Origin of the sequence: Amnibacterium sp. (genome assembly GCF_051956055.1) — a bacterium.
Classification (GTDB): domain Bacteria; phylum Actinomycetota; class Actinomycetes; order Actinomycetales; family Microbacteriaceae; genus Amnibacterium.
Genome location: NZ_JBQCGC010000024.1, coordinates 1 through 19,942, shown reverse-complemented (window position 1 = coordinate 19,942; position 19,942 = coordinate 1). Strand labels below are relative to the sequence as shown.

Sequence of the window (19,942 nt, the reverse complement as noted above, 5' to 3'; positions counted from 1 at the left end):
GCGCCGACGCGCGTGCCCTGGCGGACCGTGTACGGCCCGGTGGCGCGCCCGCTCGCGAAGAACCAGGTCGCGATCCCGGCGTTGAGGCTGCCCGTGACCGGGTCCTCGTCCACGCCGAGCCCCGGGACGAACGCGCGGACCTCGTGATCCGCCGGGCCTCCGGAGGGGTGCGCACCGACGACACCGGTCGGGAACCGCATCCTGCCGAGGTCCGGCTGGATCGCGAGCACCTCCTCCGCATTCCGCAGGAGGGCGACGACCCAGCCCGGGCCGTTGTCCACCCACTCCGCCGCGAGCACGTCCCACGGGCCGATGCCGAGGCCCGCGGCGACCTGCTGCACCTCCACGTCCGACACAGGGCCCGACCGGATCAGCGGCGGCGCGGCGAGCGCCCACCCGTCGTCCGTCCGCCGCAGCCCGACCAGCCCGACGCCGCACTCCTGCACGAGCCGCTCCGCGGACGATCCGGTGTGCTCGGCCCACGCGTGCGCGGACCCCAGCGTCGGATGGCCCGCGAACGGCAGCTCCGCGGTCGGGGTGAAGATCCGGAGGCGGTAGTCGGCGTCCGGGGTCGACGGCGGCAGCACGAACGTCGTCTCCGACAGGTTCGTCCACCGGGCGAAGGCGCGCATCGCCGCCTCGTCGAGCCCGTCGGCGTCGAGGACCACGGCGACGGGGTTGCCCCCGAGCGCCGATCCCGGGAAGACGTCGACCTGCCGGAACGGCCGGAGGCTCATGGGACGAGGGGGCGGAACCGCTGCTGCACCGCCTGCGGGCCGTACGGGTACACCTCGGTCTGCGGGGTGCTCACCTCGGTGAGGCGCGCCAGCGCGTCGGCGCCCAGGTCGAGGTCGACCGCGGCGAGGTTCTGCTGCAGCTGCTCGACGGTGCGGGCGCCGAGGATCGTGCTCGTGACCGCGGGCTGCGCGTCGAGCCACGCGAGCGCGACCGCCGCGGAGGTCGTCCCGGCGCCCTCCGCGACCTCGCGCACCGCGTCCAGGACCGCCCAGGTGTGCTCGTCCTCGCTGCGGGGGCCCCAGGCCTCCATGCCGCGGTCGGGGTTCTCGCCGAGCCGGGTGGCGCCAGACGGCGCGGTCCCCCGCGTGTACTTGCCGGAGAGCCAGCCGCCGGCGAGCGGCGACCACGGCAGCAGGCCGATGCCCTGGTCGAGCGCAGCGGGCACGATCTCATGCTCGATCGCGCGGACGAGCAGGCTGTACTGCGGCTGCAGGGTCACGGGAGGCGCCCATCCGTGGACCTTCGCGATCCAGGCCGCCTTCGTCAGCTGCCAGCCGAGGTAGTTCGAGAACCCGTACGCCTTGATCTTCCCGGCCCGGACCGCGTCGTCGAGGAACCGGAGGGTCTCCTCGATCGGCGTGAGCGCGTCCCAGGCGTGGATCTGGTAGAGGTCGACGCTGTCGACGCCGAGCCGGGCGAGGCTCGAGTCGAGCGCGTCGGTGAGGTGCCGGCGGGAGGCGCCGTAGTCGTTCGGACCGGGCCCCATCGGGAAGCGGCCCTTCGTGGCGACGACGAGCTGCTGCGCCTCCGTCGGGTGGGCCGCGAGCCAGCGGCCGATGATCTGCTCCGAGACGCCCTTCGAGTAGGCGTCGGCGGTGTCGAGGAAGTTACCGCCCGCCTCCACGTACGCCTCGATGATCCTGCCGGAGGTCTCCTCGTCGGCCTCCGCGCCGAACGTCATCGTGCCGAGCGCCTGCACGGAGACGACCGTGCCGGTGTTGCCCATCGTCCTGTATCGCATGGGTCCAGTCTGCTCGCCGGCGCCCGGGAGCCTTCGGTGCTCGCGGATCCACAGCGACGCCGCGACACGCTCCGGACGGACGCCCGGGCGCGGCGCGTCGCCTCGGAACTGCGGATCCGCGAGGACCTACACGGCTCCTGCGCCGTCGCTGGGGCGGACGGTGAAGGGGACGGGTTCGTGCCAGCCGTGGTCGGCGAAGACCTGGCGGACCCGTTCGGCGAGGGGTTCGGCGTCCTGGGCGTGGACGAGTGCGATGGCGCAGCCGCCGAAGCCGCCGCCGGTCATCCTGGCGCCGATGGCGCCGGCGGCCTGGGCGGTCTCGACGACGGCGTCGAGCTGGGGGACGGAGATCTCGAAGTCGTCGCGCATGGACACGTGGCTGGCGTCCATCAGGGTCCCGAACCGGTGGAGGTCCCCGGCTTTGAGGGCGGCGACGCTGGCGAGCACGCGGGCGTCCTCGGTCACGATGTGCTTCACGCGGCGGTAGGTGACCGGATCGAGGTGCTGCTGGGCGCGGGGGAGGTCGTCGATGGTCAGGTCCCGCAGTGCGGGGACGCCCATCGCGGCCGCGCCGCGCTCGCAGGCCTCGCGTCGGTCGCGGTAGCCGCCGGTGGCGTGCTGGTGCTCGACCTTGGTGTCGATGACGAGCAGCACGAGTCCGGCCGCGTCGAAGCCGAGCGGGACCTGCTCGACGGCCAGGGTGCGGCAGTCGAGGAACACGGCCGCGTCGGCCTGGCCGAACACGCTGGCGGACTGGTCCATGATCCCGGTCGGTGCGCCGACGGCGATGTTCTCGGCCCGTCGCCCGATCCGGGCGAGATCGGCACGGGTCAGGCCCAACCCGAGGAGGTCGTTCAGCGCGACCGCGACCGCCATCTCGATCGCCGCGGAGGACGACAGGCCCGCCCCGACCGGCACGTCGGAGTCGACGGCGACGTCGAACCCGCGCTCGGGCGCCCGGCCGGTGTGCTCCCCGATCGCCCACAGCACCCCGAGCGGGTACGCCGCCCACCCGTCGAAGTCGCGTCGCCGGACCCGGTCGAGGTCGGACTCGACCACGACACCGTCGAACGTGGAGACCAGCCGGATCCGGGAATCGTCCCGCAGCGTCACCGCGACCGTCGTCGCGCGGTCGATCGCGAACGGCAGCACGAACCCGTCGTTGTAGTCGGTGTGCTCGCCGATCAGGTTCACCCGGCCAGGAGCGCGCCAGAACCCCGCCGGCGCCGACCCGAACGCACGGCCGAACAGGGCGGCGACGGCCTCCGTCCCGGCGGTCACAGCGGACGCTCCGCATCGGCTGCCGCGAGAGCGACCCGGAGGCGCTCGGCGGTCTGCTCCGGCACGAGGTCCCCGATCCAGGCACCCATCGCCGCCTCGCTGCCGGCGAGGTACTTCAACTTGTCCGCAGCCCTCCGCGGGGAGGTGATCTCCAGATGCATCCGCACCCGGTCCCGGTGCGTGTGCACCGGCGCCTGATGCCACGCCGCGATGTACGGGGTCGGCGTGTCGTACAGGGCGTCGACCGCGCGCAGCAACCGCAGGTACAGCCGGGCGAGCTCGTCCTTCTCCGCCCCGGTCAACTCGGTGAAGTCCGCCACGTGCCGATTCGGGAGCACATGCAGCTCCACCGGCCACCGCGCAGCGAACGGCACGAACGCTGTGAACGTTTCGCTTGCCGCGACGACCCGCTCGGATCCCTGCTCGAACGCGAGCAGATCCGCGAACAGGTCACCCTCGTACGCGTCGACCTGCCGCAGCAGCGCCTGCGTTCGCGGCGTCACGTACGGGTACGCGTAGATCTGCCCGTGCGGGTGGTGCAACGTCACCCCGATCGCCTGCCCCCGGTTCTCGAACGGGAACACCTGCTGCACCCCGTCCAACCCCGACAGTGCCGCCGTGCGCTGCGCCCACGCCTCCACCACCGTCCGCGCCCGGTTCGGACCCAGATCCGCGAACGACCCGGTCGTGTGCGGATCGAAGCACACCACCTCCGTCCGGCCCACCGAGGTCCGGGTCCGGCCCACCCCCAGCACCGCCAGATCGGCCAACCCCTCCGGGGCACCGTCGGCATCCCCCAGCGCGGGGCCGAACGACGGCGACCGGTTCTCGAACACCGCCACGTCGTACTGCGAGGGCACCTCGGACGGGTTCGACTCGCTCTGCGGCGCCAACGGATCGAACTCCGCCGGCGGCAGGAACGCCCGGTTCTGCCTCGCCGACGCGATCGACACCCAATCGCCCGTCAGCAGATCCAGCCGCATCGTCGCCGTCGGCGGCCGCGGATCCAGATGACGCGGATCCGCACGCCGCTCCGGCGGCAACGACGAACCCGCATCGTCGAAGTAGATGAGCTCCCGACCGTCCGCCAACCGCGACGATCGAACCACGATGTCCGTCATGCTGCCTCTCCGACCCGGGGCACGGGCCCTCGGAAGCCTATCGACGACGGCGTCAGGCGCGCCCGAGCCTGGCGAGCAGGCCCATGCGCGCCGCGGGCCACTCGTCGCGGAGGATGGAGAAGACCACCGTGTCGCGCAGCGAGCCGTCCCGCATGATCTGGTGATTGCGCAGCACGCCGTCCTGCTTCGCGCCGAGCGCCGCGATCGCGCGCCGCGACTGCCGGTTGTGCCAGTGCGTCCGGAACTCCACCGCCACGCAGTCGAGCACCTCGAACGCCCGGGACAGCTGCAGCAGCTTCGCCTCCGGGTTGACGAGCGTGCGCTGTGCGGAGACGCCCAGCCAGGTGCCCCCGATCTCGAGTCGCCGATTGGGCTCGTCGACGGCCCAGTAGGTCGTCATCCCGACCGGTGTGCCGTCGGGGAGGCACGTCGCCCACGGCGTGATGCGCCCAGCGGCATGAGCGGCGAGTCGCTCCGACACCGCCTCATCCATGCGCTCGGGCGCCGGCACGGTGGTGGACCATTTCCGCCACACGTCGCCGTCAGCAGCCGCGAGCGCGAGACCGGGCACGTGCGCGTGGCCGAGCGGCTCCAGGCGGACGTGCTCGCCCTCGAGCAGCACGGGGTCGAGCATCGCGCCGGTCACCCGACCATCGAACCGCATCCGGTCCCGGAGGCGCACATCGGCGCGCCTCCGGAACCGCGGACGACTACTCCTCGAGCTTGAGCGCCACGCCGAGGGCGAAGAACGTCGGCGCCCAGTGGCCGACGAAGATGCCCCAGCGGTCGGACTGCGACTTGTCGCTCGCATCCTTCAGCTGCGACAGCCCCCAGGCCGCGAAGCTCAAACCGATCGAGGCGAAACCGCCCCAGTACGCGTACTCGCTCTTGAAGCCGGCATCGACCAGAGCCTTGATGGGGTTCATCCGCATCCTTTCGACGGACTCACCCTGGCATCACCGCGTCGGTGAAGCCTGTGCATCGGGTGCGAGCAGCCCCTCCGCCACGGTCGTCGCGACGCGCAGCAGGCGGACCCGCTCCTCCGCGTCGAGTCGGGAGAAGAGCACCCGGTCGAGCGTCTCGACGTAGCCGCAGGAGGCGCGCGCGAACGCGTCGGCGCCGGAGGCGGTGAGCACCACCCAGGTGCCGCGCAGATCGGTCGGGCAGTCGGCGCGCTCCACGAGCCCGCGATCGGCCATGCGGCGGACCTGGTGCGAGATGCGGCTCTTCTCCCAGCCGAGCGACTCGGCGAGCGCCCCCGCCCGCAGCCGGTTGTCGACGGCGACCGAGAGACTGTGCAGGACGTCGAAGTCGGCGCCGGAGATGCCCGCGTCGCGCTGCAGCCGCTGCTCGAGGGCGCGCTCGATGCCGGCGCGCATCGCCGTCATCTCCCGCCACATCGCCCAATCGGCGGGGTCGAGTCCCATCGCCTCCGACATGCCCGAGACCTTACCACCGGGTCGTTGACACGTCACCGGACGTGGCATAGTGGTGGACGCATCAACCGTTCCTCCGAAAGGACATCATGGCCGACCTGAAGATCGCCGTCATCCTCGGCAGCACCCGCCAGAACCGCAACGGCGCCGCCGTCGCCGACTGGGTGATGGAGAAGGCCGCTGCGCGCACCGGCGCGGACTACGAGCTCGTCGACCTCCGCGACTACCCGATGCCGCTGTTCGACGCGGTGGCGTCGCCCGCCTACGTCCCGCCGACCGACCCCGCGGTGCAGCGGTGGGCGGCGAAGGTGGCCGAGTTCGACGGCTACGTCTTCATCACGCCCGAGTACAACCACAGCTTCTCGGCGGTGCTGAAGAACGCTCTCGACTCGATCTACCACGAGTTCAACAACAAGGCCGCGGCGTTCGTCAGCTACGGCTCGTTCCAGGGCGCCCGCGCCGTCGAGCAGCTGCGCCTCGTCGCCTCCGAGCTCCAGCTCGCGCACGTCCGTCAGCAGCTCGGCTTCAGCCTGTTCACCGACTTCGAGAACATGTCGGTCTTCACGCCGGGCCCGCAGCACGACGCGAACGCCGAGACGATGTTCACGCAGCTCGAGGCGTGGACCGGCGCGCTGAAGGCGATCCACGCGCACGACACCGTCCCGGCCTGATCGGCTGACCGCCTCCACCGTTCTGCATGTATCCGGGGATCCGGTCGGGTGACGACCGGATCCCCGGATCCATGCACGCGCTCAGAGGGCCTCGGCGAAGAAGTCCTTCATCGCGGTCCAGCTGCGTCGGTCGGCGCGCTCGTCGTACGCGGCGCCGTGCTCGGGTGCGTTCGCGGTCGGCACCGTGAACGCGTGCATCGCGCCGGAGTAGGTCACGACCTGCCAGTCGACCTCGGGCGCCGCGCGCAGCTCCTCCTGGAACGCGTGCACGTCCCCGTCCGGGACGACCGGGTCGTTCCCGCCCGTGAGCACGAGGAGCTTCGCGCGGATCCGCGCCGCCTCTCCCTCCGGCCCCGTCGACAGGCCACCGTGGAAGCTCACGACGGCACTGAGGGGCGCCCCGGTGCGGGCGAGCTGCAGGACGGAGGACCCGCCGAAGCAGTAGCCGATCGCCGCCAGACGGTTCCGGTCCACGACGGACTCCTCGAGCATCCGCTCGAAGCCCGCGGAGAGCCGGGCCCGCCAGGTCGCCGGGTCGCCGTACAGCGCGCCCGCGACGCCCGCCGCCTCCGCCTCGGACGGCCGCACGTCCGCCGTGAACACGTCGGCGGCGAACGCGGCGTAACCGAGCCGGGCGAGCATGTCGCAGCGCATCCGGGTCGCGTCCGTCACGCCGAGCCAGTCGTGCACGACGAGGACGGCGGGCAGCGGACCGTCGGCCGCGGTCGGTACCGCGAGGTAGCCGCGGTAGCGCTCACCGCCCGCTTCGTAGTCGATCTCGGTGCCGACGACGCCGCCCGGCGGCTCCGGCTCCCGGTCGAGGACGGTCTGGAGCGCGCTCTCGTATGCCATGCGCGCATTCTCGCGGGGGTTCGCTGAGCGGCCCTCGTCCGTCACATGCCCGAAAAGCGCGGCTGCTTGACTCGCCGCGTGACCGATCTGGTGCTCGCCTCTCCGCGCGTGCTCGTCGACGGCGCCTTCCAGCCCGCGTGCGTGTCCATCGCAGACGGCCGCATCGTGCGGGTCGCGGCGCTCGAGGAGGCTCCTGCCGACGCCGTGCGCCTCGGGCCCGACGAGGTGCTCCTCCCGGGCCTCGTCGACACGCACGTGCACGTCAACGAGCCGGGCAGGACCGAGTGGGAGGGCTTCCGCACGGCGACCGCTGCGGCTGCGGCCGGCGGGGTCACGACGCTCATCGACATGCCGCTGAACGCGATCCCGCCGACGGTCGACGTGCCTGCGCTCGAGCTGAAGCGGGCGGCGGCCGCGCCTGCAGCACTCGTCGACATCGGCTTCTGGGGCGGCGCGGTGCCGGGCTCGCTCGGGCGCCTCCTTCCGCTGTGGGAGGAAGGCGTGTTCGGCTTCAAGTGCTTCCTCGCCCCGTCCGGGGTCGACGAGTTCCCGCACCTGACGCGGGAGCAGCTCGACGCGGCCCTCGACGAGCTCGCGGGCTTCGACGGGCTGCTCATCGTGCACGCGGAGGACCCGGAGGTGCTCGACCGCGCCGCCGGCCCGGGCGGCCCCGGCTACCCCGCCTTCGTCGCCTCGCGACCGGAGGCGGCGGAGACCACCGCGATCGCCGCGGTCATCGACGGGCTCCGCCGCACCGGCGGCCGGGCCCACATCCTCCATCTCTCCGCCGCGTCGGCCGTCGAGCAGATCCGGGCGGCGAAGGCGGAGGGACTGCGGATCACCGCGGAGACGTGCCCGCACTACCTCGTGTTCGACGAGGCGCACATCCCCGACGGCGCCACGCAGTACAAGTGCTGCCCGCCGATCCGCGACGCGGCGAACCAGGACGTGCTCTGGGCGGGCCTGCTCGACGGCACGATCGATCTCGTCGTGAGCGACCACTCCCCGTCCACCGCCGAGCGGAAGTTCGCTGGCGACGGCGACTTCCAGGTCGCCTGGGGCGGCATCGCGGGGCTGCAGTTCGGGCTGCCGGCGGTCTGGACCGCGGCCAGGCGTCGCGGCGTGCCGCTCGAGACGGTGGTCGGCTGGTGCTCGAGCGCGACCGCGGACTTCGCCGGGCTCGCGGGCAAGGGGCGCATCGCCCCGGGGGCGGACGCGGACCTGGTGGTGTTCGCGCCCGAAGCGGCGCATCGGGTCGACCCCCAGGAGCTCCGCTACCGGAACCGGGTGAGCGCCTACATCGGCCACGACCTCGTGGGCGCCGTCCGCCGCACCTATCTCGCGGGCGAGCCCGTCGACGCGTCCGGCTCGCCGAGGGGACGCCTCCTCACCCGCCCGTGACCGACTCGGGGCGCCGATGCCATTCGTACGGCGTCGTCGAGGAGACCCGGACGAAGCCGCTGCGCTCGAGGATCGGCCGGGAGAACTCGGTCGAGTCGCTGGTGATGAAGCGCTTCCCGAGCCGGATCGCGGCTCGGGCGCGCGCCGCCGTCAGCGCCCGGTAGACCCCGCGGCGCCGCCAGTCCGCACGCGTCGCACCGCCCCAGATGCCCGCGAAGTCCGTGCCCGCGACGGGCGAGAGCCGGCCGGTCGAGACGACCTCGCCTCCGGCCTCCGCCATCCACAGCTCGTCGCCGTCGGCGATGCGGTCCAGCATCTCGGCCGCCCTGGCCTCGTTCGGCTCCTCGCCGAACACGCGGTCCGCCGCGAAGGAGGCTCGGCGCACGTCCTCCTGGGAGGTCGCGAGCCGCAGCACCACGCCGTCCGGGACCGGCAGGTCGAGGGCGAGCAGGCGCGCGGCCCCGATCATGATCGACTCCGGCTCCTGCGGGTGGTACCCGGCCTCGACGAGCGCGTCGTGGAGCCCGGGCGCATCGTCGTGACCGCGGGTCTTCCACTCGATCCGGGCGATCGTCGTGTCCGCCGCGAGCACCGCGGTCGCCGCGCGCACGAGGGCTCGGGCACCCCGCGCGGAGAGCCCGCCGAGGTCCCGGTAGCCGATGAAGCCCGCGTCCCCCGCGAACACCCCGATCCAGAGCGGCCCGAGCCGGAAGGTCCGCTTCGCGTCCGCGACCTCCGAAGGGCCCCGCAGCTGCCGGTCGTAGTCGGCCAGGAGGCGGGCGGGGTCGCTCATCGGCGTCAGGTTTACACGGGTGACACACGCCGATGGAAGAGTGCGCGCATGGCGATCGTGCTCGGCCCCATCCAGTACGGCAAGGCGGAGACGCGCCTCGTCCGCATCGTCCGCGACACCGCGCGCCACGAGATCACGGACCTCTCCGTGTCGTCGGCGCTCCGCGGTCCGTTCGGTCCGGCGTACCTCGACGGCGACCAGTCGAACGTGCTGCCGACCGACACGCAGAAGAACACGGCCTTCGTGTGGGCGAAGAAGGTGCACCCGGATCCGATCGAGGCGTACGGGCTGTCCCTCGCGCACCACTTCGTGGACGACGTCGAGCCGGTCGAGGGCGCCAGGATCGAGATCGAGCGCTACGACTGGACGCGCGTCGAGGTCGACGGGAAGCCGCACGACCACACCTTCGTCCGCACGGGGCAGGAGGTGCGGACGGCGGCGATCGTGCTCGACGGCACCGCCGAGCACGTCGTGCAGGGGTTCAAGGAGCTGATCGTGCTGAAGAGCACGGGAAGCCACTTCAAGGACTTCCTCGTCGACGAGTACACGACGCTGCAGCCGACCGACGACCGCATCATGGCCACGTCGCTCACGGCGCAGTGGCGGCTCACCGATGCGGCGGCGGACACGGACTGGAACGGGATGTACGCCGGCGTGAAGGCGGCGATGGTCTCGCGGTTCGCGACGCTCGAGTCCTTCGCGCTGCAGCAGACGCTCTGGCACATGGGACGGGCGGCACTCGAGGCGTACCCGGCCATCGCGGAGATCCGGTTGACGGCACCGAACAAGCACCACTTCCTGGTGGACTTCTCGCGGTTCGACGAGCCCAACGAGAACGAGGTCTTCCACGCCGACGACCGCCCGTACGGCCTGATCCAGGCCTCCGCCGTGCGCGACGACGCGGCACCTGCCGGCGACGCGTGGCGCCCCTTCACCGGCCTCGTCTAGTGCGATTCGAAGGGGCGCGCCGTCGGCGCCCCGGTCCTCCTCCGGGCCGCAGGATCCCCTTCAAAATGGACGCATGCCGTCGCTGATGCTGTTCGACCTCGACGGCACGGTGCTCGACGGCAGCGGGCTACCCGAGGCGATGCGCCGCACCTGCGCGGCGCTCGCCGCCGCGCTGCCCGGCGTGGCGGCGGACGACCTCGTCGCCGCGAACACCGCGGCCTGGGAGCGCCTCTGGCCGGAGGTGGAGGACGACTACATGCTCGGGGGCCGAGCCGGGTCCGAGGTCGGCCGCGACGCCTGGAGCGCGACCCTGGCGTCGTGCGGCGTGCACGATCCGGCCGCGCTGGAGCTGGCGATCACCACGTGGGACCGGGAGGAACGCGCTTCCCTCCGTCTGTTCCCCGACGTGCTGCCGACGCTCGAGGGGTTCGCGGCACGCGGCGTGCGGATCGGGATGGTGACGAACGGGGCGGCGACCGTGCAGCGCGACAAGCTCGCGGCGCTCGGGATCGCCGATCGGTTCGACCCGCTCGTGATCTCGAGCGAGGCGGGGGTGAAGAAGCCGGACCCCGCGATCTTCGAGATCGCCCTCGCCGCCGCAGCGGTGTCGGCGGCCGACGCGTGGTTCGTCGGGGACAACCTCGGGCACGACGTGCCCGGCGCCGTCGCGGCCGGCGTCCACGCGGTCTGGCTCGACCGGCACGGCGTGCAGCGGCAGGCCGGCTGGCCGCAGCCGGACCGGGTCGTCGGCTCCCTCACTTCGCTCACGCTTCTGGACGCCGCATCGCCGATGCGGCGTCCAGAAGCGTGAGCGAAGTGGGGTGTGCGGGGCTCAGGAGCCGCGGTAGGTGCTGTACGCGAAGGGGCTGAGCAGCAGCGGCACGTGGTAGTGCTCCGTGCCCGAGACGCGGAACGTCAGCTGCACCTCCGGGAAGAAGGCGGGACGGTGCGTCGCGTCGAAGTAGTCGCCCGTGGCGAAGGTCAGCCGGTAGATGCCGCCCTCGAGCCGGTCGGGCCCGAGCGCGGAGATGCGGCCGTCGGCGTTCGTCGCGCCGCTGCCGACCTCGATCCAGCCGTCCGTGGTCTGCCGGTCGAAGGTCACGCCCACCCCGACCGCCGGGGTGCCGAAGGCGGTGTCGAGCACGTGCGTCGAGACCTGGCTCATGCGGCACCGCCGAAGAGGTTCGCGAGGCGGAGCTCGGCGATGGCCCGGAGCTCGTCCTTCGCCTCCGCCGCCTCGGTCTCCTCGTCGTTCTTCAGCCTGCGCTGCAGCTCGTCGAGCACCTCCTGGTGCGATCGGCCGGCGGCGCGGATCAGGAAGACGCGACCGAACCGGTCCTCGTAGACCTCGTTGCCGCGGGCGATCGCGGCCTCCACGCCCTCGTCGTTCCGCCCGAGGCCCGCCTGCTCGCCTGCGGACAGGCGCGACGCCGTGCCGCCTCCGGTGCCCCGCTCGCCGATCCGCGGGTGATGCGCGAGCGCCTCGTCGAGCTCCGCGTCGCTCAACGACGAGGCCGCGCGCTCGCCGGCCGCCACGAGCGCGTCCACATCCGGGTACGGACCACCGGTCGCGACCTCGTCCACCCAACGCTCGACCCCCAGCGCTGCGGTGAGCCGCTCCCGGCCCTCCTGCGTCCGCGGATCGATCATCGGATCAGCCTACTGACGGGCCCTCCACGGGCACCGCGAGGCGGGCGGCGACGGGCGAGCGTGCAGCACCGGAGGCGAGACCCGCCACCACGATCAGGCCGAGCACGACGAGCAGCGCGTGCAGGACGCCGACGTGCTGCCCCACGAACCCGATCAGGGGCGGCCCGACGAGGAACGCCGTGTAGCCGATCGTCGCGACGGCGCCGACCGTCGCCGTCGCCGTCCTCGGGTCGTCGGCCGCAGCGGACATGCCGACGGGGAAGCCGAGCGACGCCCCGACACCCCAGAGCACGACGCCCGCGATCGCGATCCCGTCGACGGGGACGAACACCACGAGGGCCAGCCCGGCGACCGCGAGGACCGCGGAGACCCGCAGGACCGGCACCCGACCGAAGCGGTCGAGCACGAAGACCCCGCCGATGCGGCCCGCCGTCATCGCGGCGAGGAAGACGCTCAGCACGGCCGCACCGCCGGTGTTGTCGAGCCCGTGCCCGTCGACCATGGCGAGGCTCAGCCAGTCGTTCGCGCTCCCCTCCGCGAACGCCACGCCGAGCACGATCAGGCCGATCAGGAGCACGCGCGGGTCGGCCCACACGGCCAGGCGACTGCGCCACCCGCTCGGCGCAGGCTCCTCGCCGTGCTCGAGCGGCTGCTCGGCCGGCTGCAGGTGACGGACCAGGATCAGGGTGGCGACGAGCGCGAGCACCCCCACCGCGGTGAAGTGGACGCCCATGGGCACCCCGAGCTGCAGCAGCAGCGCCCCGAGGGCCGCGCCCGCGACCGTGCCGCCGCTGAAGGCCGCGTGGAAGAGCGGCATGATCGTCCGACCGATCGCCCGCTCGTTCGCGGCCCCGGAGAGGTTCATCGCGACGTCGACGATGCTCGCGCCGCCGAGGACGACGAGCACGAGGAAGATCGGCAGGAAGAAGGGCAGGTACGTCACGATCGGCCCGAGCACGATCATCGCGACGCTGACCGTCCCGTAGACCCACAGGATCGTCCGGGTGGCGGTGAGCCTGGCGACGATGTGACTCGCCGCGACCACCCCGACGATGGACCCGGCGCTCATGCCGAGGATCAGGAACCCCATCTCCTGCGTGCTGGCGTGCAGGAGGTCCCGCACCGCGGGCACCCGGCTCGCCCAGGTCGCGAAGACGAAGCCGGTGAGCGCGAAGATCGTGAAGACGGCGTCCCGCCACCGGCGGAGCTCGACGGACGGTCTCGTCCTGGTGGTAGGCATCGGACGGAACGGTACGGTCCGCAACCGCTTACCGACCAGAGGGAAGGGATTCGGCATGCCGGAGGTCGTGGGCCTGGTCCTCGCCGCGGGAGCGGGCAGCCGCTACGGCAGCCCGAAGGCGCTCGCCCGGACGCCCGACGGCGAGCCCTGGATCCGCCGCGCGGTGCGGACCCTGCTCGCGGGAGGCTGCGACGAGGTCGTCGTGGTGCTGGGCGCGGAGGCAGCGGACGCCGCCGCGCTCCTCCCGGCGGAGGCGCGCGCGGTGGTCACCGAGCGCTGGCGGGAGGGGCTCGGCGCCTCCCTCGCCGACGGCGTCGCGGCGCTGCCCGAGGCGGACGTCGCGCTGGTGTCGCTGGTGGACCTGCCCGGGCTCCCCCCGGCGGTCGTCGAGCGCGTGCTGGACGCGGGCAGGGGTCGCGCCGCGCTGGCCCGCGCGGTCTACGACGGCCGCCCCGGCCATCCCGTGCTGCTCGGGCGGGATCACTGGGCGGGGTTCCGCGATGCCCTGCGCGGCGACCGCGGCGGCCGCAGCTATCTCGAGACGCACGGCGCGCAGCACGTCGAGTGCGGCGACCTGTTCACGGGCGAGGACGTCGACCGGGCCGGCCCGCTCTGACCGCCCGGTTCATTTCGAAGGGGTTTCTGCCCGGCGGAGCCGCGCAGGAACCCCTTCAAAATGCACTCCGCATGCGGAGGGGTCAGGGCTCGAGCTCCTGGAGCTCCAGGTAGGTGCGCTCGACGGCGGTCACCCGGGCGGCGCCCTCGGCGCCGAGGGCGTCGAGCACCTCCCCGGCCAGCAGGCTGACGAGCGACGCCGCAGCCGCGTAGGAGTCGAACGGCGAGGCCGACTCGATCGCCACGTCGAAGCGCCAGGGGTCGTCCGTCGGCCCGAGTGAGGGGTCCACGATCAGCACCAGGTCCCCCGTCACTGCCCGCAGCCCGGCGAGCAGCCGGGCGAAGCCGGCGGGTCGGCGCCGGAGGCCGACGAGCACGACCGCGTCCCCGGGTCGCACGGCGGCGAGCTCCTCGCCGAGCGTCTGGCCGGGACCCGGCAGCAGCAGCACGCCCGACCGCCCCTGCGCGAGCGCCTGCCGCAGGAGCATGGCGAGCGGGAAGCCGGATCGGAGCCCGATCACCAGCACGCGCGGGGCAGCCGCGAGGGCACCGGCAGCGGCCGTGAGCGCGGCGCGGTCGAGCGACGCCGCGAGCGCGTGGAGATGCCGCGCGTCGGTCGCGACCTGCGCCGCCAGGCGGTCGGTGCCGCCATCGACCGGAACCGGGAGGCCTGCCGCCCGCCGTGCCCGCAGGTGCTCCCGCGCCTCGCGGGAGTCCGCGAACCCGAGCCGCCGGTAGAGCCGCGAGACGGTGGCCTTCGAGACACCGACCCGGCGCGCGAGCTCGCTCGAGTTGTACAGCGCGGACTCGTCAGGGTTCGCGCGCAGGAAGCCCGCGACCCGCTGCTCCTGGGGGCTCAGGGTCGGCCACGCCCCGTCGATCCTCGCGACGAGGCCGCGGGAGCCGGTCACGTCCGGTGCTGGTCGGCCACGGCGAGCACGGCCGCGGTGAAGGCGTCCAGGGCCGCTGCGGTGTCCGCCTCGGTGACCGTCTCGTCGGGGTGATGGCTGATGCCGTCGTTGCCGCACCGGAGGAACAGCATGGCGACCCCGGTGACGTCGGACACCGCCATGCCGTCGTGCCCGGCGCGGCTCCAGATGCGCATCGGCGCCTGGTCGCCGGTCGCCCGGATGCCGGCCTCGATCGCGGTCACGAGCGCCGGGTCGCAGGCGGTCGCGTCGGCCCGGTAGCGCTCCTCCCGCTGCCAGTGGACGCCGCGCCGCTGGCAGATCTCATGGGCGACCGCGTCGATGCGGTCCAGCGCGGCGTCGCGGGCGTCGTCCGTCTCGGCGCGCAGGTCCAGGGAGAACCGGCACACCCCGGGAACGACGTTGACACCGCCGGGGAGCGCCCGGATGCGGCCGACCGTGCCGATCGTGCCGGTCTCGATCGCGATCCGCTCGATCGCCACGACGATCTCGGCCGCGGCGACGAGCGCGTCCCTCCTGCGGGCGTACGGGGTGCCGCCCGCGTGCCCGGCGCGTCCGGTGACCTGCAGCGTGAAGCGCCGCGCACCGGCGATCGTCGTGACCGCCGCGAGCGCCCGGTCCGCGTCGAGCAGGTGGGGCCCCTGCTCGATGTGCGCCTCGAGGTAGCCGATGAGGTCCTCGGGTCGGCGCCTCGCCTCCCCGAGCCGGTCCGGGTCGAGCCCGAACGCGGACATCGCCTGCGCGACGGTCACCCCGCTGCGGTCGGCGGTGGCGAGCCAGTCGGCGCCGACGCGGCCGGCGAACGCCCGGGAGCCGAGGAGCGCGTTGCCGAACCTCGTGCCCTCCTCGTCGGTGAAGCCGATCACCTCCAGGGCGAAGGGCAGGGTGGCTGCGTCGATGCGGTCCACGACCTCGATCGCGAGGAGCACGCCGAGCATCCCGTCGAACCGGCCCGCGTCGGTCACCGTGTCCAGATGGCTGCCGAGGACGAGCGCGGGCAGCCCGTCCCGCTCCCCCTCGACCCGCCCGCACACGTTGCCGGCGGCGTCCTGCCGCACGGCCAGCCCCGCCTCCTGCATCCAGGACCCGACGAGCGCGTTCGCGGCCCGGTGCTCCGGCGAGAACGCCACCCGCTCGAGCCCTCCCGGCAGGGAGCTGAGCTCCGCGAGCGCGTCGCAGCGCGCCAGGGCGCGGAGGGCGCCGCCGGATGCGGTCACGCCGCGGCTCCGTAGACGTCCTGCGCCGCCTCCGTGCCGCCGGCCGTCGGGACCCGCACCCCGTGCCGCCGCAGCACCGCCTCGAGCGCGGCGAGGGTGGTGAGCACGGCGTCCCGCCGCGCGTTGTACCCCATCGTCCCGATGCGCCACACCCGCCCGTGCAGCGGCCCGAAGGAGGTGCCGATCTCGATGCCGTAGTCCTCGAGCAGCTCGCTGCGGACCGCGTCGCCGTGCACCCCGTCCGGGATCCGCACCCCCACCACGTTCGTCATCCGGTGCGCGAGGTCGCCGAACGGCGCGAGGCCGAGGCCCTGCATCCCGGCGAGCATGGCCTCGCCGTGGAGGCGGTGGCGCGCGACCGCGGCGGCCACGCCCTCCTCGAGCAGGATGCGCGCGCACTCGCGGGCGCCGTAGAGCATCGTGGTCGCCTCCGTGTGGTGGTTGAGCCGCTTCGGGCCCCAGTACTGCAGGATCTGCCCCAGGTCGAAGTAGTTCGATCGGATCCGCTCCCGGAGCACCGGGTCGCCCTCGCTGCGGATGCCCGCCTCGACGCTCGTGCGCGCTTCGACGACGGCGACCGCGCGCCCCGACAGGGTGATCGGCGAGGAGCCGGAGGGACCGCCCAGGCACTTCTGCAGGCCCGCGGTCACGACGTCGACGCCCCACTCGTCGGTGCGGAACGGGTTGCCGCCGAGGGTCGCGGTCGCGTCGCAGTAGAGCAGCACGTCGTGGGCGCGGCAGATCGCCCCCAGCTCCTCGAGCGGCTGCGCGACGGTGGTGGAGGTGTCGCCGTGGACCACGGCCAGCAGCTTCGGCCGCACCTCGCGGATCGCGGCCTCGATCGCCTCCGGGACGAACACCTGCCCCCACGGCACGTCGATCGCGTGCACCTCCGCACCGCAGCGCTCGGCGATCTCGACCAGGAGGTGCCCGAACCGGCCGAAGCGGGGCACGAGGACGCGGTCCCCCGGGGCCAGGAGCGAGACGAGGGCGGCCTCGATGCCCGCGCGGGAGGTGCCGTCGACGAGCAGGGTCGCGTCGTTCGCGGTGGCGAACACCTCCCGGTAGAGCTCCTGCGTCTCGGTCATGGTCGTCGTCATGAACGGGTCGTACTGGCCGACCAGCTGCGCGGACATCGCCTGCAGCACCCTCGGGTGGACCGTGATGGGGCCGGGCCCCATCAGCAGCCGGGCGGGCGGGTCGATCGGTCCTGCGGGCATCGTGCTCCTCGATCGCAACGAACGTTCCGAGCGCGATGGTATTGCAACGACTGTTTCGGGCGCGTGAACGTCGGCCGCCCCCTGCGGAACGCCGCGACCTAGGGAACGGGGAGCGCCGCGGCCCGGTGGATCAGCGCGTCGTCGCTGTGCCGCGGCCCGACCAGGCAGACCCCGAGGGGCGCCCCGTCGAGCTCGAGCAGCGGCGCGGAGAGGGCCGGCGCACCGAGCACCCCGGCCACGCAGGTGAGGCGGAGGGTCTGCGCGCGCACGGCCTCCACCGCAGCGGGGTCGGCGGTCGACGAGGGCGCGACCGATGCGGCGGACGGCAGCAGGAGGATCGCACCGTCGAGCGCGCGCGCGATCCGGTCGCGGTGCGCCGCCAGCGCCTCCTGGGCCCGGGCCGCGTCGTCCCGCGACACCCTCGACGCGACGCGGAACCGCGCGGCCACGGCGCCCGAGACCGCGCCCGGATGCATGTCGAGCCAGGCGCCGTCGGCCTGCCACGCCTCGAACGCCTGGACCACGCGGAACGCCTCCTGCGCGGATGCGACGTCCCCGAGATCCACCGCCTCCGCCTCCGTCCGAGCGGCCCACCCGAGGATCGCGTCCCGCACCGGCACCTCGAGTCCCGCCAGCAGGCCCGGAGCGACCGCGAACCGGTCGGGAGCGGCGACGGCCGGAACACCGACGGCGGAGACGCGGGCGCATGCCGCGAGCACGGCGCGATCGCGGGTGAGCCAGCCGACGGTGTCGAAGCTCGGCGCGAGCGGGAGCAGCCCGTCGCGCGCGATGCGGCCATGGGTCGTGCGCAGGCCCCAGAGGCCCTGGTACGAGGCCGGGACGCGGATCGACCCGCCGGTGTCGGTCGCGAGGCCGATGTCGGCCTGCCCGAGCGCGACGGCCGACGCCGGCCCGCTCGACGAGCCGCCCGGCAGGGCGCCGGGCACCCGGGCGTTCGGCGGGGTGCCGTAGTGCGGGTTCGCTCCCGCGATCGAGTAGGCGAACTCGTCCGTGCGGGCGATCCCGGCGACGTCCGCGCCGGCGTCGAGCAGGCGCTGCACCGCGGCGGCCGTGGCCGTCTCGACGGGCGCCTCCGCGAGCCATGCGGGCACGCCGGCGCCGATGCGGTGCCCCCGGACGGCGAACAGGTCCTTCACCGCGACGCGCCGCCCCACGAGCGGACCGGCACCGGAACCGGCCACGAGCGGGGTGCCGACCTCGCGCCAGATCCGGGAGTCGATCGCCGCCGGAGGTCCGGAGACCTGCGCGACCACCACCTGCCAGCCGGCGGCGCTCCGCCGCCAGACCTGCGTCTGCAGCCCTCGGCCACCGGCCGCGGGGGCCAGCTCCGCGACGATCGACGCCGTGTCCGGGCCGAGCACCCGCACGTGCACGGCGGCGACCCGCCGCTGCGGCGCACCGCCACGGCCGCGCCGGAACGCGCTGATCCCATCGTGGCCGACGAGCAGACCGGCGGCATCGCCGCGCATCGTCCACGGCCCGGCGGCGAACAGCGCGTCGAGCTCGGGGACGTCGTCGGCCATCAGCGCCCGCTCGTAGCGCCAGAAGGCGTCGAGCAGGCCCTCCGGCGGCGGCGCGTCGCTGTGGACCGGCGCAGCGCGCTCGGGCTCAGGCATCGAAGTCCGCGATCCGGATCCTGGCGTGCACGCCCTTCACGACGTCGACCACCTGCGAGATGTCGAAGTCGGTCGCGGCCGACAGGTAGGCGAGCGCGTTCGCGCGATCCATGCCGAAGCGGGCATGCAGCAGCTCGATCGCCGCGCGCACCGCGTGCTGCACGGCCTCGTCGAGGTCCTCGCTGAGGCCGGTCGGCACGAGGTACTCCGGCGTGAGCACGAGCGGCCCGGTCACCACCCCGTACTCGTCGAGCGCCTCGGAGCGCGGCACGACCGAGAGCCGCAGGGTCGCACGCAGCGACGCCTCCATGGCGGTGAGCGCGACCTCCCCGTCGCCCTGCGCGAAATGCGGGTCGCCGACGTAGGCGAGCGCCCCGTCGACCTGCACCGGCAGCAGGAGGGAGGTGCCCTCGACGAGGAGCTTGACGTCGAGGTTCCCGCCGTGGGCGCCGGGCGGCACCGAGTGGGGCCGGACCGAGCCGGCGACCGCGACGCCCATGATCCCGAGGAACGGCGCCAGCGGGAACCGCACGACCGCGTCGGACGACGCGCTCCTGGGCAGCACCCCGACGAGCCCGTCGTCGCCCTCGTCGACCGCGGCGAAGACACTCACCGGCTCGGCGCCCTCCGGGTACTCCCCCGGCAGCGCTCCCCTGCCGTGCCGGTTCGACACGACGCCGTACGGCACCCGCGGCTCGAGCTCGAGCACGTCGATGCGCAGCAGGTCGCCAGGCCGGGCACCGTGCACGGCGATGGGCCCGGTGACGATGTGCGGGCCGTCCGCCTCAGCGCGCTCGCACTCGGCGGCGACCCGGATCGCGTCGTGCAGCACGAGCTGCCGCGGCACGCCCTCACGCGCGAAGAACGCAACCGGGTCCCGACCCTGATCCGGCAGCAGGCCCTCGTGCGAGAGGGTGTCGACCGTCACCACGGTCCCGGAGGCGACGGACAGCACCGGCTCATCGGCCCCGCAGGGAAGCCGTCCCCACAGCACGGTCTCGGGCTCTGCGGGCAGGTAGACGGCCGCGTCCGTCCCCGGCTGCACCGCCGTCCACCCCGACAGGTCGAAGCGCATGCCGCCTCCTTGACGAGCGTCGGATCGTTCTCCTCGCGTCACGGTATCCGCAGGCGGGCTCCGACCGGTTGGATGGAGGTCCGCTCGAGGAGGGAAG

At 73.7% G+C, this 19,942-nt stretch carries 22 protein-coding genes; 5 read left to right on the top strand and 17 right to left on the bottom strand.

What is annotated here, in order from left to right; all coding sequences use genetic code 11:
- The 7 genes from ACTHLI_RS03630 to ACTHLI_RS03600 form a co-directional block, all read right to left on the bottom strand.
- A partial coding sequence (locus tag ACTHLI_RS03630; protein ID WP_440181561.1) for a PhzF family phenazine biosynthesis protein occupies positions 1-737 on the bottom strand: 737 nt, incomplete at its 3' end.
- Positions 734-1,759 carry an aldo/keto reductase gene (locus tag ACTHLI_RS03625; RefSeq protein WP_440181560.1) on the bottom strand — a complete coding sequence of 342 codons (1,026 nt, stop codon included), beginning with the start codon at positions 1,757-1,759 and terminating at the stop codon, positions 734-736. The genes ACTHLI_RS03625 and ACTHLI_RS03630, both read right to left, overlap by 4 nt.
- A gap of 126 nt (positions 1,760-1,885) precedes the next feature.
- Entirely contained in the window at positions 1,886-3,040 is a 1,155-nt protein-coding gene (galK, locus tag ACTHLI_RS03620) for a galactokinase (protein ID WP_440181558.1), read from the bottom strand.
- Positions 3,037-4,161: a galactose-1-phosphate uridylyltransferase gene (gene galT / locus ACTHLI_RS03615; protein ID WP_440181556.1), complete on the bottom strand. Its 1,125-nt coding sequence runs from the start codon at positions 4,159-4,161 to the stop codon at positions 3,037-3,039. The genes galK and galT overlap by 4 nt, the downstream gene beginning before the upstream one ends.
- Positions 4,162-4,213: 52 nt before the next feature.
- Entirely contained in the window at positions 4,214-4,795 is a 582-nt protein-coding gene (locus ACTHLI_RS03610) for a GNAT family N-acetyltransferase (RefSeq protein WP_440181563.1), read from the bottom strand.
- A 76-nt stretch (positions 4,796-4,871) separates the two neighbouring features.
- Entirely contained in the window at positions 4,872-5,087 is a 216-nt protein-coding gene (locus ACTHLI_RS03605; RefSeq protein ID WP_440181554.1) for a hypothetical protein, read from the bottom strand.
- A gap of 30 nt (positions 5,088-5,117) precedes the next feature.
- Entirely contained in the window at positions 5,118-5,600 is a 483-nt protein-coding gene (locus ACTHLI_RS03600) for a MarR family winged helix-turn-helix transcriptional regulator (RefSeq protein WP_440181553.1), read from the bottom strand.
- 86 nt (positions 5,601-5,686) lie between these two features.
- Here ACTHLI_RS03600 and ACTHLI_RS03595 point away from each other — a divergent pair, with 86 nt between their 5' ends.
- The gene (locus ACTHLI_RS03595; RefSeq protein WP_440181552.1) at positions 5,687-6,268 is read left to right on the top strand and encodes an NADPH-dependent FMN reductase; all 582 of its coding nucleotides are present in this window, start codon (positions 5,687-5,689) and stop codon (positions 6,266-6,268) included.
- A gap of 81 nt (positions 6,269-6,349) precedes the next feature.
- Here the strand turns inward: ACTHLI_RS03595 and ACTHLI_RS03590 are convergent, their stop codons facing one another.
- Positions 6,350-7,120, bottom strand: a complete 771-nt coding sequence (locus ACTHLI_RS03590) for a dienelactone hydrolase family protein (protein WP_440181551.1) — start codon at positions 7,118-7,120, stop codon at positions 6,350-6,352.
- A gap of 66 nt (positions 7,121-7,186) precedes the next feature.
- Between ACTHLI_RS03590 and allB the strand changes: the two genes are divergently transcribed.
- The gene (gene allB, locus ACTHLI_RS03585; protein ID WP_440181550.1) at positions 7,187-8,521 is read left to right on the top strand and encodes an allantoinase AllB; all 1,335 of its coding nucleotides are present in this window, start codon (positions 7,187-7,189) and stop codon (positions 8,519-8,521) included.
- Here allB and ACTHLI_RS03580 read toward each other — a convergent pair.
- Positions 8,508-9,314: a GNAT family N-acetyltransferase gene (locus ACTHLI_RS03580; RefSeq protein WP_440181549.1), complete on the bottom strand. Its 807-nt coding sequence runs from the start codon at positions 9,312-9,314 to the stop codon at positions 8,508-8,510. The two genes, allB and ACTHLI_RS03580, sit on opposite strands and share 14 nt — an antisense overlap.
- A 48-nt stretch (positions 9,315-9,362) precedes the next feature.
- On the opposite strand from ACTHLI_RS03580, the gene pucL reads away from it, so the two are divergent.
- Both pucL and ACTHLI_RS03570 read left to right on the top strand, forming a co-directional pair.
- Positions 9,363-10,262, top strand: coding sequence for a factor-independent urate hydroxylase (gene pucL, locus ACTHLI_RS03575; RefSeq protein ID WP_440181548.1), 900 nt, complete (start codon positions 9,363-9,365; stop codon positions 10,260-10,262).
- A 73-nt stretch (positions 10,263-10,335) separates the two neighbouring features.
- Positions 10,336-11,073 (top strand): HAD family hydrolase, encoded by a 738-nt coding sequence (locus ACTHLI_RS03570; protein WP_440181546.1) that lies wholly within the window; start codon positions 10,336-10,338, stop codon positions 11,071-11,073.
- Between the two features lie 21 nt (positions 11,074-11,094).
- On the opposite strand, the gene uraH is transcribed toward ACTHLI_RS03570, so the two are convergent.
- From uraH to ACTHLI_RS03555, 3 genes are read right to left on the bottom strand one after another with little or no spacing between them, the layout of a single operon-like run.
- Complete coding sequence (gene uraH / locus ACTHLI_RS03565; protein WP_440181545.1) at positions 11,095-11,427, bottom strand: hydroxyisourate hydrolase; 333 nt, start codon at positions 11,425-11,427, stop codon at positions 11,095-11,097.
- Positions 11,424-11,912 carry a 2-oxo-4-hydroxy-4-carboxy-5-ureidoimidazoline decarboxylase gene (gene uraD, locus ACTHLI_RS03560; RefSeq protein ID WP_440181544.1) on the bottom strand — a complete coding sequence of 163 codons (489 nt, stop codon included), beginning with the start codon at positions 11,910-11,912 and terminating at the stop codon, positions 11,424-11,426. Before uraD ends, uraH begins: the two co-directional genes overlap by 4 nt.
- Before the next feature lie 4 nt (positions 11,913-11,916).
- Positions 11,917-13,152 (bottom strand): MFS transporter, encoded by a 1,236-nt coding sequence (locus tag ACTHLI_RS03555; protein ID WP_440181543.1) that lies wholly within the window; start codon positions 13,150-13,152, stop codon positions 11,917-11,919.
- A 55-nt stretch (positions 13,153-13,207) separates the two neighbouring features.
- On the opposite strand from ACTHLI_RS03555, the gene ACTHLI_RS03550 reads away from it, so the two are divergent.
- Entirely contained in the window at positions 13,208-13,768 is a 561-nt protein-coding gene (locus ACTHLI_RS03550; protein ID WP_440181542.1) for a nucleotidyltransferase family protein, read from the top strand.
- An 82-nt stretch (positions 13,769-13,850) separates the two neighbouring features.
- On the opposite strand, the gene ACTHLI_RS03545 is transcribed toward ACTHLI_RS03550, so the two are convergent.
- The 5 genes from ACTHLI_RS03545 to ACTHLI_RS03525 all read right to left on the bottom strand — a co-directional run bounded on the left by ACTHLI_RS03545 (position 13,851) and on the right by ACTHLI_RS03525 (position 19,845).
- Positions 13,851-14,678: a MurR/RpiR family transcriptional regulator gene (locus ACTHLI_RS03545; protein ID WP_440181541.1), complete on the bottom strand. Its 828-nt coding sequence runs from the start codon at positions 14,676-14,678 to the stop codon at positions 13,851-13,853.
- Positions 14,675-15,913 (bottom strand): allantoate amidohydrolase, encoded by a 1,239-nt coding sequence (locus tag ACTHLI_RS03540; RefSeq protein WP_440181540.1) that lies wholly within the window; start codon positions 15,911-15,913, stop codon positions 14,675-14,677. Before ACTHLI_RS03540 ends, ACTHLI_RS03545 begins: the two co-directional genes overlap by 4 nt.
- Complete coding sequence (locus ACTHLI_RS03535; protein ID WP_440181538.1) at positions 15,910-17,133, bottom strand: pyridoxal-phosphate-dependent aminotransferase family protein; 1,224 nt, start codon at positions 17,131-17,133, stop codon at positions 15,910-15,912. Before ACTHLI_RS03535 ends, ACTHLI_RS03540 begins: the two co-directional genes overlap by 4 nt.
- Before the next feature lie 98 nt (positions 17,134-17,231).
- The gene (locus ACTHLI_RS03530; protein WP_440181536.1) at positions 17,232-18,770 is read right to left on the bottom strand and encodes an AtzH-like domain-containing protein; all 1,539 of its coding nucleotides are present in this window, start codon (positions 18,768-18,770) and stop codon (positions 17,232-17,234) included.
- Positions 18,763-19,845, bottom strand: coding sequence for an acetamidase/formamidase family protein (locus ACTHLI_RS03525; RefSeq protein WP_440181535.1), 1,083 nt, complete (start codon positions 19,843-19,845; stop codon positions 18,763-18,765). Before ACTHLI_RS03525 ends, ACTHLI_RS03530 begins: the two co-directional genes overlap by 8 nt.
- Positions 19,846-19,942: the final 97 nt, after the last annotated feature.

Excerpts from the sequence above, each read along its gene's own strand:
- ACTHLI_RS03625 (WP_440181560.1), bottom strand. The coding sequence starts at position 1,759 with ATGCGATACAGGACGATGGGCAACACCGGCACGGTCGTCTCCGTGCAG.
- galT (WP_440181556.1), bottom strand. The coding sequence starts at position 4,161 with ATGACGGACATCGTGGTTCGATCGTCGCGGTTGGCGGACGGTCGGGAG.
- ACTHLI_RS03610 (WP_440181563.1), bottom strand. The coding sequence starts at position 4,795 with ATGCTCGACCCCGTGCTGCTCGAGGGCGAGCACGTCCGCCTGGAGCCG.
- ACTHLI_RS03605 (WP_440181554.1), bottom strand. The coding sequence starts at position 5,087 with ATGAACCCCATCAAGGCTCTGGTCGATGCCGGCTTCAAGAGCGAGTAC.
- ACTHLI_RS03600 (WP_440181553.1), bottom strand. The coding sequence starts at position 5,600 with ATGTCGGAGGCGATGGGACTCGACCCCGCCGATTGGGCGATGTGGCGG.
- ACTHLI_RS03595 (WP_440181552.1), top strand. The coding sequence starts at position 5,687 with ATGGCCGACCTGAAGATCGCCGTCATCCTCGGCAGCACCCGCCAGAAC.
- ACTHLI_RS03590 (WP_440181551.1), bottom strand. The coding sequence starts at position 7,120 with ATGGCATACGAGAGCGCGCTCCAGACCGTCCTCGACCGGGAGCCGGAG.
- ACTHLI_RS03580 (WP_440181549.1), bottom strand. The coding sequence starts at position 9,314 with ATGAGCGACCCCGCCCGCCTCCTGGCCGACTACGACCGGCAGCTGCGG.
- pucL (WP_440181548.1), top strand. The coding sequence starts at position 9,363 with ATGGCGATCGTGCTCGGCCCCATCCAGTACGGCAAGGCGGAGACGCGC.
- ACTHLI_RS03570 (WP_440181546.1), top strand. The coding sequence starts at position 10,336 with ATGCCGTCGCTGATGCTGTTCGACCTCGACGGCACGGTGCTCGACGGC.
- uraH (WP_440181545.1), bottom strand. The coding sequence starts at position 11,427 with ATGAGCCAGGTCTCGACGCACGTGCTCGACACCGCCTTCGGCACCCCG.
- uraD (WP_440181544.1), bottom strand. The coding sequence starts at position 11,912 with ATGATCGATCCGCGGACGCAGGAGGGCCGGGAGCGGCTCACCGCAGCG.
- ACTHLI_RS03555 (WP_440181543.1), bottom strand. The coding sequence starts at position 13,152 with ATGCCTACCACCAGGACGAGACCGTCCGTCGAGCTCCGCCGGTGGCGG.
- ACTHLI_RS03550 (WP_440181542.1), top strand. The coding sequence starts at position 13,208 with ATGCCGGAGGTCGTGGGCCTGGTCCTCGCCGCGGGAGCGGGCAGCCGC.
- ACTHLI_RS03535 (WP_440181538.1), bottom strand. The coding sequence starts at position 17,133 with ATGCCCGCAGGACCGATCGACCCGCCCGCCCGGCTGCTGATGGGGCCC.
- ACTHLI_RS03530 (WP_440181536.1), bottom strand. The coding sequence starts at position 18,770 with ATGCCTGAGCCCGAGCGCGCTGCGCCGGTCCACAGCGACGCGCCGCCG.
- ACTHLI_RS03525 (WP_440181535.1), bottom strand. The coding sequence starts at position 19,845 with ATGCGCTTCGACCTGTCGGGGTGGACGGCGGTGCAGCCGGGGACGGAC.